Annotated in this window: 12 protein-coding genes and 1 pseudogene; 9 read left to right on the top strand and 4 right to left on the bottom strand. The window is 62.3% G+C overall.

What is annotated here, in order from left to right; genetic code table 11:
* Nucleotides 1–64: 64 nt before the first annotated feature.
* The 3 genes from KCX59_RS14020 to nucS form a co-directional block, all read right to left on the bottom strand.
* Nucleotides 65–268: a cold-shock protein gene (locus tag KCX59_RS14020; protein ID WP_017199737.1), complete on the bottom strand. Its 204-nt coding sequence runs from the start codon at nt 266–268 to the stop codon at nt 65–67.
* Nucleotides 269–565: 297 nt separating this feature from the next.
* Nucleotides 566–1,813: an N-acetylglucosamine-6-phosphate deacetylase gene (locus KCX59_RS14015; protein WP_091468385.1), complete on the bottom strand. Its 1,248-nt coding sequence runs from the start codon at nt 1,811–1,813 to the stop codon at nt 566–568.
* A 47-nt stretch (nt 1,814–1,860) separates the two neighbouring features.
* Nucleotides 1,861–2,556: an endonuclease NucS gene (nucS, locus tag KCX59_RS14010; RefSeq protein WP_178996812.1), complete on the bottom strand. Its 696-nt coding sequence runs from the start codon at nt 2,554–2,556 to the stop codon at nt 1,861–1,863.
* A gap of 57 nt (nt 2,557–2,613) precedes the next feature.
* On the opposite strand from nucS, the gene KCX59_RS14005 reads away from it, so the two are divergent.
* Together KCX59_RS14005 and KCX59_RS14000 are read left to right on the top strand one after the other, a co-directional pair.
* Nucleotides 2,614–2,961 carry an ATP/GTP-binding protein gene (locus KCX59_RS14005; RefSeq protein ID WP_091468381.1) on the top strand — a complete coding sequence of 116 codons (348 nt, stop codon included), beginning with the start codon at nt 2,614–2,616 and terminating at the stop codon, nt 2,959–2,961.
* Between the two features lie 19 nt (nt 2,962–2,980).
* Nucleotides 2,981–3,775, top strand: a complete 795-nt coding sequence (locus KCX59_RS14000; protein ID WP_178996810.1) for an alpha/beta hydrolase — start codon at nt 2,981–2,983, stop codon at nt 3,773–3,775.
* A gap of 120 nt (nt 3,776–3,895) precedes the next feature.
* Here KCX59_RS14000 and KCX59_RS13995 read toward each other — a convergent pair whose 3' ends face one another.
* A complete protein-coding gene (locus KCX59_RS13995; protein WP_178996809.1) occupies nt 3,896–5,203 on the bottom strand; it encodes an AI-2E family transporter in 1,308 nt (435 codons plus the stop codon).
* 202 nt (nt 5,204–5,405) lie between these two features.
* Between KCX59_RS13995 and KCX59_RS13990 the strand changes: the two genes are divergently transcribed.
* The 7 genes and pseudogenes from KCX59_RS13990 to KCX59_RS13960 all read left to right on the top strand — a co-directional run bounded on the left by KCX59_RS13990 (nt 5,406) and on the right by KCX59_RS13960 (nt 13,054).
* On the top strand, nt 5,406–7,214 hold the full coding sequence (locus tag KCX59_RS13990) for a hypothetical protein (protein ID WP_178996808.1): 1,809 nt from the start codon (nt 5,406–5,408) through the stop codon (nt 7,212–7,214).
* A gap of 38 nt (nt 7,215–7,252) precedes the next feature.
* On the top strand, nt 7,253–8,251 hold the full coding sequence (locus KCX59_RS13985; RefSeq protein WP_178996807.1) for a tetratricopeptide repeat protein: 999 nt from the start codon (nt 7,253–7,255) through the stop codon (nt 8,249–8,251).
* Nucleotides 8,251–9,350 (top strand): annotated as a pseudogene (locus tag KCX59_RS13980) (NADH:flavin oxidoreductase/NADH oxidase). The gene KCX59_RS13985 and the pseudogene KCX59_RS13980 overlap by 1 nt, the downstream one beginning before the upstream one ends.
* 40 nt (nt 9,351–9,390) lie before the next feature.
* Nucleotides 9,391–10,290: an ABC transporter ATP-binding protein gene (locus KCX59_RS13975; RefSeq protein WP_179017181.1), complete on the top strand. Its 900-nt coding sequence runs from the start codon at nt 9,391–9,393 to the stop codon at nt 10,288–10,290.
* A complete protein-coding gene (locus KCX59_RS13970; RefSeq protein ID WP_179017182.1) occupies nt 10,272–11,843 on the top strand; it encodes a transporter in 1,572 nt (523 codons plus the stop codon). The genes KCX59_RS13975 and KCX59_RS13970 overlap by 19 nt, the downstream gene beginning before the upstream one ends.
* An 81-nt stretch (nt 11,844–11,924) precedes the next feature.
* Nucleotides 11,925–12,707 (top strand): glucosamine-6-phosphate deaminase, encoded by a 783-nt coding sequence (nagB, locus tag KCX59_RS13965; protein WP_091468363.1) that lies wholly within the window; start codon nt 11,925–11,927, stop codon nt 12,705–12,707.
* A gap of 8 nt (nt 12,708–12,715) precedes the next feature.
* Nucleotides 12,716–13,054, top strand: a complete 339-nt coding sequence (locus tag KCX59_RS13960; protein WP_089595519.1) for a DUF3039 domain-containing protein — start codon at nt 12,716–12,718, stop codon at nt 13,052–13,054.
* The last annotated feature ends 40 nt before the right edge of the window (nt 13,055–13,094 follow it).

The following is a 13,094-nucleotide window of genomic DNA, read 5'->3' as shown; positions in this document are numbered from 1 at the left end:
CGGCTCGGAAGCCAGGGTCAACGTGTTTGTTGTATCTGCAACAAGCAGAGATCAACGGGTAAGACTAGACGACCGTAACGCCGGTTGCCTGGGGGCCCTTGGCTCCCTGACCGATCTCGAACTGAACGCGCTGGTTCTCATCGAGGGTCTTGAAGCCACCGGTCTGGATCTCGGAGTAGTGAACGAAAACGTCCCCATCCGCGTCATCCGGGGTGATGAAGCCGAAGCCCTTTTCAGCGTTGAACCACTTGACGGTTCCCAGTGCCATGTATTTCTCCTCATTGTGGAACATCAGTCCGATACACCTCGTACCGGGTTTGTTACTCCGCGAGAAGACCTGAATACCGCACAAGCCGGGGCTTGGTTGATTCGCAGGAGCTTCACGCTCGCAACTGGTCTTGCGAGCATGAAAACCACCTACACAAAGACTGCTACAACACTTTCATGAGCTCTGCCGGAGGTCAACGGTGTTTTGGGCAATTCAGGAAAATTTTCGGTAAAAAGAAGGTAACGTCGGCTTCTGCAATTACCAAAGTCCTTTTCCTGCAACCAGGGCAGTCGCTCACTAAGACAACCACTGGCCATTGCGCATTACGCCTGTCAGTTCCAGATCCTCGTTTGTTACAACGACATCGGCCCGCAGTCCCCGGCGGAGCCCGCCTATTTCGTCGGAAAGTCCCAAGACAGCGGCCGGGACCGCCGTTGCCGAGCAAATGGCGTCGGGAAGCGCGACGCCGGCTGCCACCGTTTTGCTGACGACTTCCAGGAGCGTGGAGGTGCCTCCGGCGATGGAGCCGGTGGCATCCAGCGTGGCCACGCCGTCGCTGACAGTGACCGGCGACGGGCCAAGCATGTAGTTGCCATCGGACAGTCCTGCCGCCGCCATGGAATCCGTTACCAGCACGATGTTGCCCGCTCCCACCAACTGGAAGACGGTGGCCACGGTGCTGGGGTCCAAATGCGTTCCGTCAGCAATGAGTTCAACAACCGCCTTCCCTTCCTGGGCCATGCGCAGGCATGCCGCAACGGGACCTGGGGCGCGGTGATGCAGGGGAGGCATTCCGTTGAAAAGGTGCGTGACCGTGGGAAGCGAGCTGACGCCGTCGAATCCTGCTGACTCGAGTCCCTCGCGGGCCGCAGCCAGGGACGCCGCGGCTGTGGCGTCGTCGCAGTCCGTGTGCCCCAAGGAGGGAGTGACTCCATGGGAAGTCATCAAGTCCACCAAGGCAGCTGCCCCCGGAAGCTCCGGTGCGTAAGTCATGGTGGCGAGCTTACCGGCCGCGGCTCCCACCAGTTCGTCCATGAGCTCCAGGTCGGGCTCCAGCAGGTATTCCGGATTCTGGGCCCCGCAACGGGCATGGGAAAGGAAGGGGCCTTCCAAGTGAATGCCGGCCACGAGGCCTTCATCCACTAGCTTCACGTATAGCTCGATGCCTCGAAGGAGATCTGCCCGGGGAGCGGTGACCATGCTTGCCAGGAAAGTGGTGGTGCCTGAGCGATGAAGGAACTCCACTGCCCTGCGCGCCGAGCCTTCTTCGCCGCCAGGGAAATCGCCGCCGTTGCCACCATGGCAGTGAACGTCCACGAGTCCTGGGAAGAGGTAGCTGCCGCTGGGAATCCCCAAGCGGATCGCGCTTTGGAAACCCTCAAAATCTTCGGGATCGAAGCCTTTGGCCGGCCCCGCGTAGGCAATTCTGTCCCCGTCGACGGCAACCAGGCCGTCTTCCACTACCTCCCCGTCGCTGACAAGCGTTCCTCGGATGATCTGGTGGCTCGGAGCGGAGGAAGAGGGAAAACCGGATGCGACAGTCATAATTCTGATTCTAGTGGCCTGCGGCACAGTCTCCCGAAGGGGAAAACTCAGAAGAGCCGTGACTCGCTGTCATCCACACCGCGCATGGCGTCATAATCCAGCGTGACGCAATCGATTCCGCGGTCGTTGGCCAGTACCTTCGCTTGGGGCTTGATTTGTTGGGCGGCGAAAATCCCCCTTACGGGAGCCAGCAGGGGGTCGCGGTTGAGCAGTTCGAGATACCGCGTGAGTTGTTCGACGCCGTCGATGTCTCCGCGCCGTTTCAGCTCAATGGCAACGGTGGCGCCGTCAGCGTCCCTGGCCAGGATGTCCACAGGGCCGATAGCGGTGAAGTACTCGCGGCGTATAAGGGAGTAGCCGGACCCCAGAAGCTCGATTTGTTCGGCCAGCAGCCTTTGGAGGTCTGCTTCGACTCCGTCCTTGATCAGGCCGGGATCAGTGCCGAGCTCGTGCGAGGTGTCATGCAATTGCTCGTAGATGTTGATGATGAGGCGGTCATCCGTCTTAGCGGACTGGACAGTCCACTGTTCCACCACGCCTTCTTCCACTTCGGTTTCCTCAGGCGTGGTCACACGAAGGGTTGCAGGGGGGCTCATCCAGTTCAGCGGCTTGTAGGAACCGCCGTCGGAATGCACCAACACCGAACCATCCGCTTTGACCAGCAGGAGCCGGGTAGCGAGGGGAAGATGGGCCTTGAGGCGGCCAACGTAATCAACAGAACAACGGGCTATGACGAGTCGCACCCGCCCCACATTACCGTCTCACCATCTACAACAGGGTGGCTGGGGCAGAATGGAAGCATGCCCCGCTCCAACCGTCCTCGTCGCAACGCGTCCAGCACACGCTCCGGCAGCGCCGGCGGCAGCAAATGGACGGAACCGACGCCGGAGCTCGACCTTGAGCGGGCGCGCGGTGGCATTGCCCGGCGCGAAAGTGCGCCGGACGGGGACTGGATGGTGCGGACCATGACGGCCAAGAAGGCGGAAAAGCAATACATCTGCCCTGGTTGCTCCACCGCCATCGTCCCCGGCATCGCGCATCTGGTGGTGTGGTCCGACAGTCACCTGTTTGGACAAGCCGCAGGGCTGGCCGAACGCAGGCACTGGCACACCAACTGCTGGACGGGCAGGACGTACCGCTACCGCTGATTCCCTTAGGCTTGGTTGCATGACTTTCGACCCCGCCTCGTTCGTGTTTACCCCGCAGGACGCGCCATCGGAGATCCGCGCCTCCACGGTCCTTCCCGCCCGGCGCGAGAACGTGGAGTTCACCACCGAGGACGGCAAGGTATTGCTGGGCGAACTGGCGTTGCCGGAATCAGGGGAGGTCACCGCGACGTTGATAACCCTCCACCCGCTGCCCACGCACGGCGGGTTCATGGATTCCCACGTCTACCGGAAGGCCTCCTACCGGCTGCCCGCGCTGGCGGGAGTTGCAGTCCTGCGCTTCAACACGCGGGGCACGGCATCACCGCGTGGCACCAGCGATGGCCAGTTCGAGGAGGGCATTGGGGAGCGCTACGACGTTGAGGCTGCCGTCCGTTTCGCCGTGGAACGCGGCCTCCCGAACCGCTGGCTCGTCGGGTGGTCCTTCGGTACCGAGCTTGCCCTCATGTACGGGGCGGTGGAGCCGGTGGCCCCGGAAATCGAAGGTGCAGTGCTGCTGTCCCCGCCCTTGCACCGCGCCACTGATGTGCACCTCAAGGAGTGGGCCGCCTCCGGCATGCCGCTCACGGTCCTGGTGCCGGAGCATGACGACTACCTGCAGCCTGCCGAAGCAGCCCAGCGGTTCAGCCTGGTGCCGCAGGCCCGGCTTGTCGGCGTCGACGGTGCAAAACACCTTTGGGTGGGCGAGAAGTACGCGGCCCGCGTCTTGGATGAAATCGTCGACGACGTCACTACGGCGGGTGCCGGAGCGGACGGCCTGCCACGCGAGTGGGCGGGGCCGGTCGCGAGTGCCTAGTACGGTCGCGAGTGCCTAGTACGGTCGCGAACCGCTGAGCCTGTGTGCAGATAATGCCCCTAAGAACACATCGTGTTCAGGGGCATTATCTGTATGAAGAACCTGTGGAGGGCGGGGTACTCAGTGCCGATCTTGGCGGACGATGAATACTTCCTTGATCAGCAGCATGATGGCCGCCGCTGTCGGAATGGCGATCAGTGCGCCAAGGACGCCGAGCAGGCTGCCGCCGGCAATCACCGAGATCACCGCCACCGCCCCCGGTACAGCTACTGCACGCTGCATGATGCGCGGTGAGATGAAGTACGCCTCGAACTGCAGGTAGGCGAAGTAGGCGATCGCATAGATCACGGCTGTCTGCCAGCCGGCGGTGAGTGCTACCAGGATGACCACGACTGCGGCGATCATGCCGCCTACCAGGGGAATGAACGCCAGCAGGGCAACAACGAAGGCAAGCAGGACGCTGAAGGGGATGCCCAGGATGGTCATCAGGATGAAGGCAAAAATGGCGTTCAGCAGGGCAACGCAAACCTGGCCTATGACGTAGTTGCCCACGGAGTCGGTAATCGCTTCGGAAAGCGCCTCAACACGTGGACGGCGGGACCGGGGAGCGAGGCGATAGGCCCACTTCTTCATGGATGGCAGGGCTGCCAGGAAGTAGAGGCTGAGGACCAGTACGATCAGGGAACCGAACAGGCCGTTGGCAACCGTGGACCCGAAACCGACCACACCGCCGAAGATTCCGCCCATCGCTTCGGGATCCTTGACGAACTTGTCCAGTTCGGTGGTGATGCGGTCACGTACGCCAAATTGGCTGTCTGCGTTGCGGAAGAAGTCCGAGTCCAGGAAGCTGCGGATCCAGTCCGGGGCTTGGCGGACGATTTCCGATACCTGTTCGACGATGGTGGGAATCAGGGTTGCAAAGAATCCGGCCACCGCGAGCACAAGGGCTGAGACGGATATGAGGATGCCGGCGGGCCGGGGCACTTTGCGGCCTTCCAGCCAGCGGACCACGGGATCAAGTCCGAGGGCGATGAAGAGTGCCGCCACGATCCACAAGATGAGCTGGGTGGTGTTGCTGGCGATGTAGAACACGGCCAAGGCAATGCCGACACCTGCAGTACCCATGAATCCGACATATACAGGATGCTGGGAAGACATCCGCGGGCCAGGGGCTCCGAAGCCGTGGTCGTCCTCGGGGCGGAAGCCTTCGCGGCCTTCATCCGATTCAGCTTCCGGGGGCATCTCGAAACGTACGCGGTTCCGGGCGCCGGGGATGGGTTGCCTCAGCCTGCGGCTGATTGCAGCCAGGCGTCCGGTGCGGACTGGAACCGTCGCGGCCGGAACCGTCGCGGCAGTGCCCTCGGAGGGGGCATCCACCGCACTTGACCCGGGCTCATCGACGGGACGGGGCTCCATGTGGTCTTTCACGCGGTTTGGCTGCCTTTTCAGTGGTGGTACAGGGTGGACTTAGGCGCTGGAAGGCCCGTATATCATGATCATCGCCACACTATCAGGAGCGCGGATTGGCGCTGCAGCGGCGCGGTGGCGGGCTTTTCGGGATGTCGGGGAGATCACCTCGATCTGACTCTCTGATAACAAAACGGTTACCCTTGAAGTTCAACGACCGCTGATGATAGGTGATCCTGTGCGTTTGAAGACTGCAGCCTTGCTGGTGCTGCTGGGCCTGCTGACGATGCTGGCCGGTATTGGCCAGCTGACTTTTTGGGCCCCCTCCGAGACCGTGACGGCTTCGGTTCCCAGCGATACCAAAGCTGCCCCGCTGACCGTGATCGACCAAAAGTTGATCGCCCTCCATGACGGGCCGGTGAAGATCAAGATCCAGGGTGAAGGCAACTTCATCGTCGCTACGGGACGCCCGGACGACGTCGAAGCCTGGGTCGGCGAGACTGCCCACAACACGTTGACCGGAGTCTCTGCGGACCAGAAGTCGCTGGAGGTGTCCTCTGCTGACGGCGAGGCGACGGCGCCTTCCCCGGCTGGATCCGATTTGTGGGTCAGCACCGAGGACGCCAGCGGCGATTTGGACTACACTTGGAACCCTCCCGCCGATGGTGAGTGGTCCCTGTTGGTTGCCGGCGACGGTACCCAGCCCGCGCCGTCGTCGATTTCCATGACGTTCCCGAACAACGCCACCACCCCCTGGGCAGTGCCGCTGATTGTCTTGGGCATCATCATCATCCTGATCGGAGCGGCGCTGCCGTTCATCGCCAAAGCGCTCAGCAACCGCCGCAAGCACGACGACGACGAGCCGCGCGATGGCGGAGAGACCACCACGCTCCCGGTTCAGTCCTCTACTGCCAAGTCGCCGGGCGTTGAGGCGCCTACTACCCAGTCGCCCACTGTTCAGCCGCCTGCTGGCAACAAAGGTCGTCGTCCTGGTGCCGGCGCTGAAGGTCCAACCCTCCGCATCACGGCCCTCGCCGCTACGATGGCCGCCGTCCTGGTCGGAGGGACGGCAGTCGCCGCCCAAGCCACCACGACCCCCGAGGCCACCACGACCTCGTCAGCTGCGGCTGACGCTGAGGCCTCCACGCCTGTCATGCTGGAATCCCAGCTGCAGCGGATCCTTGAGCAGGTAGCGAGCACTGTGGATGCGGCGGACGCAGCCAAGGACGCGGCTAAACTGGCCCCGCGAGTAGACAAGATGGAACTCCAGATCCGGACCCAGAACTACAAGATCCGGTCCGCAGTGTCTGCCTACGAGCCGCGTATGCCGGTGCGGGCCACCAAGCTTCAGAGCAGCGTTATCAGCACCAAGCGGGACTGGCCCCGAACGGTCTTCGCCCTCACCCAGGGTGAAGGAAACGTGGTGCCGCAGGTCCTGACCCTTGTCCAGCTTTCGCCTCGTGAAAACTACAAGCTGTGGGGCAGTGCGCCGCTACAGCCTGGCACTAACTTCCCGTCCTTCCCCATTCCGCGCAACGGAACTGAGCCTGTACCGGCGAGCGACAGCACTGGCCTGGCCTACAGCGGTAATGAGGCCTTGGAAATCCTGAGTGAAATGCTGACGAATCCGGAGTCGCCCAACCGAAGCAAGTTGGCCGATGGGCAGTCATCCCCTTACATTGCAGGGGCACTGGCCTACCAGGCGGACACTGTGAAGAACGGAACCAGCGCAAACTTCAAGTTCACGCACACGCCGGTCACCAACCAGACTGTGGTGCTGCGGACAGCTGACGGCGGCGCCGTGGTTGTGGGGCGTTTGGATTTCGCTTTCGAAGGCACGCCCAAGGCTGCAGGCGACAAGCTTGTGCTTGAAGACGATTCCGCAGTATTCGCCGGTGGTAAGGAAACCACCACGGGCATGGTTCTGAACTTTGCCGAATCCGTGGCCGTGTACATTCCGCCGGCAGGTTCTGCCGACCCCATGAAGCTCGTGGCGGCTACCCGCGGGCTGGTCGGCGCCAGCTTCAAGTAAGGCGTACCCATGGCAGGGCAGCGGCTAGAGTGGACGGTATGAGTTCGCCCGGATACCGACCCACTCCAGCCGCTGCCAGCCAGCTCAATCTTCGCGGTGCCGTTGACTTGTCGTCGCTGCGCCGCCCGGCCGCCCCGCCAGTGCCGGCCCCCTCTGCTTCGGCAGAGGGCGGATCGCCGGCGGATGGCACGCCCCAAGGGGGCGAAACCGGCAAAGCACCACTTCGAGTGGATGCAACCGAATCAAATTTCCAGGATCTGGTGCAATTGTCCGCACAGATCCCCGTGCTTTTCCTTCTTTGGTCGCGCTATGCGCCCGAGTCACCCGCCGTCCTCGATGCCGCCGAACGTGTTGTTGAGACTTACGGTGGTCGCTTGGTGCTTGCAGCCGCCGATGTGGACACCTTCCCGCAACTGGCACAGGCCTTCCAAGTTCAGGCTGTTCCCACAGCAGTTGCCGTGGTCAAGGGGCAGCCCGTCCCGCTCTTCCAAGGACCAGCGGATGACGAACAGATCCGAAACCTGGTTGAGGAACTTCTCAAGGTTGCTGCAGCGAACGGGGTCACCGGCAGCATAGGTGATGCCGCACCGGGGGAGGACGCGGAACCCGCACCACTGCCACCACTCCATCAGGCAGCCATTGACGCGATCGAGGTCGGCGATTACGCCGGTGCAGCCGCAGCCTACAAGCAGGCGCTCCTCGAACAGCCGGCAGACACCGACGCCAAGGCGGGTTTGGCTCAGGTTGAGCTGATGGCCAGATTAGACCAGCTCTCGGCCCCCGAGGCCGAAAGCCTCCGCGAGCTCGCCGCCGAAGAACCGGACAACGTGCAGGCCCAGTTGACCGTGGCCGACCTTGACGTCTCCGGTGGCCACATCGATGATGCCTTCAACCGCATCATCACGTTTATTGGCAGGAATTTCGGTCCCGAGCGTGAGACCGCCCGCGTGCGCCTCCTTGAGCTCTTCGAGGTTGTGGGAACCCAGGACGAACGGGTGGCAAAAGCGCGCCAAGGGCTTGCGAGGGTTCTCTTCTAGTGCCGTCCGCGCTCTTCACTCCGCTTCAGCTGCGCTCGCTTACCGTTCCCCACCGTGGTTGGGTATCGCCCATGTGCCAGTACAGCTGCCACCCGGAGACCGGCGAAGGAGTCCCCAACGACTGGCATTTGATGCACTTGGGTTCTTTGCAGCCGGCGGCGCCGCGCTCATCCTGAGTGAGGCGGCGGCGGTGAACGCTGCAGGCAGAATCAGCCCCCTGGACGCTGGCTTGTACTCCGATGAGCAGGCGGCCGGATGGGAGCGCATAGTGGCATTCGTCCACCGGCATGGCGCCGTCGACTCCAAAATAGGGGCGCAACTTGCCCACGCCGGGCGCAAGGCATCAACGTATTGGCCATTTTCCGATCGCTCCGGCTCTGTTCCGGAGTCCGACGGCGGATGGGTCACCTCCGGGCCGAGCAGCGATCCGTTTGACGGCTACGCCGCACCGGAAGCCATGAGCGACGCGGACATCCATGGCGTGGTGGCCGACTTTGCCGCCGCTGCCAGCCGGGCAGTTGCGGCGGGTTTCGACACTGTGGAAATCCACGGAGCCCACGGGTACCTCCTGCACCAGTTCCAAAGCCCGCTCATCAACACCCGGACCGATGGCTGGGGTGGAAATGAGGAGGGGCGCAATCGGCTCATGCTCGCCGTGGTGGATGCGGTCAGGGAAGCCATTCCGGACTCCATGCCGCTGCTGCTCCGCATTTCCGCGTCGGACTGGGCTGACGGTGGGGTTGACGTCGAGGCTTCTGTTCGCCTGGCCCGCGCCGCTGCCGAACGTGGCGTTGACCTTGTGGACGTCTCCAGCGGCGGCGCAGTAGCGCATCAGCAGATCAGGGCTGTGCCCGGATACCAGGCTGGATTTGCACAGCAGGTAAAGAATGACGCCGGTGTCCCCACCGGCGCGGTGGGCTTGCTCACGAGTGCCACGCAAGCGGAGGATATTGTGGCGAATGGCAGGGCGGATGCGGTTTTCATGGCACGTGCTGCATTGCGGGATCCGCACTGGTGGCTCAGGGCTGCATACGAACTGGGCCACGATATTCCGTGGGTTCCGCAGTACCAGCGGGCCGTTCCCCGCCACGGCTTCTAGGACCTCCTCAGGTTCGTGTTGGCAAGGCTAGGCTGGGTCCATGACGGAACCACGCCATGAACCCACGCCCACTTCCGCGCCGCCACAAGCGTCCACGCCGCCACAAGCTTCGGCCACGCAGCCGGTCAACCAATTACCGGACGGCACCCTCCCGCTGGCCGCCAGTGGCCCGGCTGAGGGCGCGCCGTTGGCCGCATTGTCCATCCGCGGCCTGGCCAAGCGTTTCGGTGAGAAGATCGCCGTCGATGGCGTGAGCCTGGAGGTCCCCGCGGGTTCCTTCTACGGGATGGTTGGCCCCAACGGTGCCGGCAAGACCACAACACTGTCCATGGCTACCGGCCTGTTGCGGCCCGACTTTGGCACGGCTCTGGTCCACGGCGTTGATGTTTGGGCCCGGCCCTTGGAAGCCAAGAAGCTTATGGGCGTCCTGCCGGATGGCGTGCGCCTTTTTGACAGGCTGACGGGCGAACAGCTGGTCACCTATTCCGGACTGCTCCGCGGCATGGATCGTGATGTTGGGGGTTCCCGGGTTTCTGAATTGCTGGCCGCCCTCGATCTCCAGGCAGACGCCGGCACTTTGGTTGTTGATTACTCGGCCGGTATGACCAAGAAGATCGCCTTGGCCTCTGCGCTGATTCATGCGCCCCGCCTCCTTGTCCTGGATGAGCCCTTTGAATCGGTGGACCCCGTCTCGGCCTCCAACATCCGTGGCATATTGGAGAGTTACGTCGCTTCCGGCGGCACTGTCATCGTTTCCAGTCATGTCATGGACCTAGTGCAGCGTATGTGCAGCCACGTCGCCGTGGTTGCCGGCGGTAGGGTGCTGGCGGCTGGATCTGTGGATGAGGTTCGGAACGGCTCCACCCTGGAAGAACGGTTTGTTCAATTGGTGGGCGGCGGACACCGGACGGAGGGGCTCGAATGGTTGCGCACCTTCTGAGCCTGAAGTGGCGCCTGCTTCTTAACGGATTCAAACGCAGCCCGTGGCAGTTGGTGGGGATGGCACTCGGGTTGCTCTATGCCTTGGGCGTCCTTTCCCTTCTGATTGGCGGACTCATTGCTTTGCGTTGGGCTGATGCTGAGATTGCCCACACGGTAGTAGTGCTGGGCGGTGCGGCCACGGTGCTGGGATGGGCCATTATTCCGCTCCTCGCTTCCGCTGCGGATATGACGTTGGACCCCGCCCGCTTCACCACGTTCGCGATTCCCCCGAGGCAACTACTGGCCGGACTCGCCCTGGCGGGGTTCATCGGTATTCCGGGTTTGGCTACCTTGCTAGCCGCCTTGGGCACGGTGGGAACCTGGTGGCGTAGCGTTCCGGCTGCTGCCGGCGCCTTTTTGGGTGCCATTCTGGGTGCCCTTACATGCATCGTTCTGTCCAAGGTGGTAACGACGGCGACGGCCGGCCTTGCCTCCTCGCGACGCTTCAAGGACGTGAGCAGCATTATTGTCTTCATCCCGCTGATGCTGTTGGGGCCCATCATGGTGGGAATTGTGGACGGCGTTCGCGGCAGTGCTGATTACCTGCCCCTGTTGGCCCGCACTGTGTCCTGGACGCCGCTGGGTGCGGCCTGGTCCTTGGGCGGAGACCTGGAGTCCGGCAACACCGGCGCCGCAGCGCTGAAATTTCTGATCTCTGCAGCAACCATTGCCGGCCTCCTCCTGGGCTGGCATCTTCTGCTGCAGCGTGCTTTGGTGACGCCCCCGTACTCCGGAGGCTCCGCCAGGAAGGGTGGAAAGCTCGGATTGTTTGCCCTTCTTCCTGGGACTCCTGCAGGCGCAGTTGCTGCCAGGGCTTTGATCTATTGGATGAAGGATCCAAGGTATGTGGCCTCTTTGGTGATTGTTCCCTTGTTTCCCGTCATCTTTTTCTTCAGCGGATCGCAGAGTGGCAGCTACGGCCTGCTCATGATTCTGGGACCGTTGACAGCGTTCATGATGGCTTGGTCCATCTGCGCCGATGTCTCGTATGACAACACAGCTTTTGCGCTCCACCTCGCGGCGGGGGTCAAGGGCATTGACGATCGCTTGGGCCGTGCCCTGGCCTGCTTGGCCATCTCACTTCCAGTGGTGCTCGTGTTTACTATTGGGCCACTTTTCGTCACCGGGGACTGGCAATGGCTCCCCAACCTTCTGGGGTTGTCGCTGGGAACTCTCTTTACCGGGCTGGGGCTCTCATCGGTGATTTCGGCCCGCTATAACATCGCAGTACCTTTGCCGGGAGACAGTCCGTTCAAGAAACCGCCGGGAAATGTCGCCCAGACGCTGGCAGTGCAAGCCGTTGGTATGGGCGTTTTGGCCCTCCTGCTCGTTCCGGAGCTTGCGTTGGTGGCTGTCCAGGCCTTCAGCGGAGGTACTGAGGCGGGTTGGATCAACCTGGCTGTTGGACCTTTACTCGGCGTCATCCTCTTCGTGGTTGGCGTTCGGCTCGGGGGAAAATGGTTGGATGCGCGCGGTCCGGAAATGTTCGCCCAACTCAGCGTGAACCGCTAGCCTGCGTAACAACCGTGCCCGTAGGTGGGACATGGGATAACGTCTTTGTCAGATAGCTCATAACTAAGAAAGGCCGTGACGATGGAAGTTGTCATTCTCCCTGGCACTAAGCAGATCGGTGCGCTTGCAGCCGATGCCATCGAAGCGCTGGTACGCCGCAAGCCCAATGCAGTCCTGGGCTTGGCGACGGGGTCGTCACCGCTGCCCATCTACGACGAATTGGCCAGGCGGTACGAGGCAGGGGGATTGGACTTCAGCGAGGCGCATGGGTTCGCTTTGGATGAGTATGTAGGGCTCCAGGCAGGACATCCCGAGTCCTACCGCGAGGTCATCCGGCGTGAGTTCACGAACCGGGTAAATATCAAGCCCGAGAACGTCCATGGGCCGGATGGCGCGGCTGAGGATCTTGAGGCTGCATGCCAGGGCTACGAAGACGCCATTAAGGCGGTAGGTGGAGTCGATCTCCAGATTTTGGGCGTAGGAACAGACGGGCATATCGGCTTCAATGAGCCTGGCTCATCTTTGGCATCCCGGACGCGCATCAAGACGCTGATCGAGCAGACCCGGAAGGACAACGCCCGTTTCTTCAACAGCATCGATGACGTTCCCCACCATGTAGTCACGCAGGGCCTCGGAACCATCATGGATGCCCGGCATGTGGTCTTGGTCGCAACGGGGGCCCAGAAAGCCCAGGCTGTCCGGGATTTCGTGGAGGGCCCAGTGGCTGCCATTTGTGCGGCCTCCATCCTTCAGATGCACCCGCACGCCACGATTTTGGTGGATGAGGCGGCCGCGTCATCGCTGAAACTAGCCGATTATTATCGGCACACCTATGACAACAAGCCGGAGTGGCAGGGCCTGTAGACGGTAAGATGTTTGGCATGACTACGCTTCCTCCGGATCCATTCGAAAACGACCCCATGCGCGAGCTTTCCGGAGCCGGAACGTCCACTGCCACCATTGAGCGCGAAGAAACGCGCCAGGAAGTGGAGCCCGGCGACCGCGAGCGGTTTTCGCACTATGTCCGCAAGGAAAAGATCATGGAGTCGGCCCTGACCGGCGAGCCCGTCATTGCCCTGTGCGGCAAAGTCTGGACGCCGGGGCGCGATCCCCAGAAGTTCCCGGTCTGCCCGGAGTGCAAGGAGATTTACGAAGGCCTCCGCCCCGGCAATGACGGTGGAAAAAACGGCGGCCCGGGCAACTCCAAGTAGTGGGTGGGAAGAGAACTCCGGCCCTTTCTGAACTTCACCG

Source organism: Paenarthrobacter nitroguajacolicus (assembly GCF_051027655.1).
In the GTDB taxonomy this organism is placed as follows: Bacteria; Actinomycetota; Actinomycetes; order Actinomycetales; family Micrococcaceae; genus Arthrobacter; species Arthrobacter nitroguajacolicus.
The sequence above is the reverse complement of the archived record's forward strand: the minus strand, read 5'-3'. Positions and strand labels throughout refer to the sequence as shown.

Coding starts and splice junctions, on each gene's coding strand:
- KCX59_RS14020 (WP_017199737.1), bottom strand. CDS start 268: ATGGCACTGGGAACCGTCAAGTGGTTCAACGCTGAAAAGGGCTTCGGC.
- KCX59_RS14015 (WP_091468385.1), bottom strand. CDS start 1,813: ATGACTGTCGCATCCGGTTTTCCCTCTTCCTCCGCTCCGAGCCACCAG.
- KCX59_RS14005 (WP_091468381.1), top strand. CDS start 2,614: ATGCCCCGCTCCAACCGTCCTCGTCGCAACGCGTCCAGCACACGCTCC.
- KCX59_RS14000 (WP_178996810.1), top strand. CDS start 2,981: ATGACTTTCGACCCCGCCTCGTTCGTGTTTACCCCGCAGGACGCGCCA.
- KCX59_RS13990 (WP_178996808.1), top strand. CDS start 5,406: ATGATAGGTGATCCTGTGCGTTTGAAGACTGCAGCCTTGCTGGTGCTG.
- KCX59_RS13985 (WP_178996807.1), top strand. CDS start 7,253: ATGAGTTCGCCCGGATACCGACCCACTCCAGCCGCTGCCAGCCAGCTC.
- KCX59_RS13975 (WP_179017181.1), top strand. CDS start 9,391: ATGACGGAACCACGCCATGAACCCACGCCCACTTCCGCGCCGCCACAA.
- KCX59_RS13970 (WP_179017182.1), top strand. CDS start 10,272: ATGGTTGCGCACCTTCTGAGCCTGAAGTGGCGCCTGCTTCTTAACGGA.
- nagB (WP_091468363.1), top strand. CDS start 11,925: ATGGAAGTTGTCATTCTCCCTGGCACTAAGCAGATCGGTGCGCTTGCA.
- KCX59_RS13960 (WP_089595519.1), top strand. CDS start 12,716: ATGTTTGGCATGACTACGCTTCCTCCGGATCCATTCGAAAACGACCCC.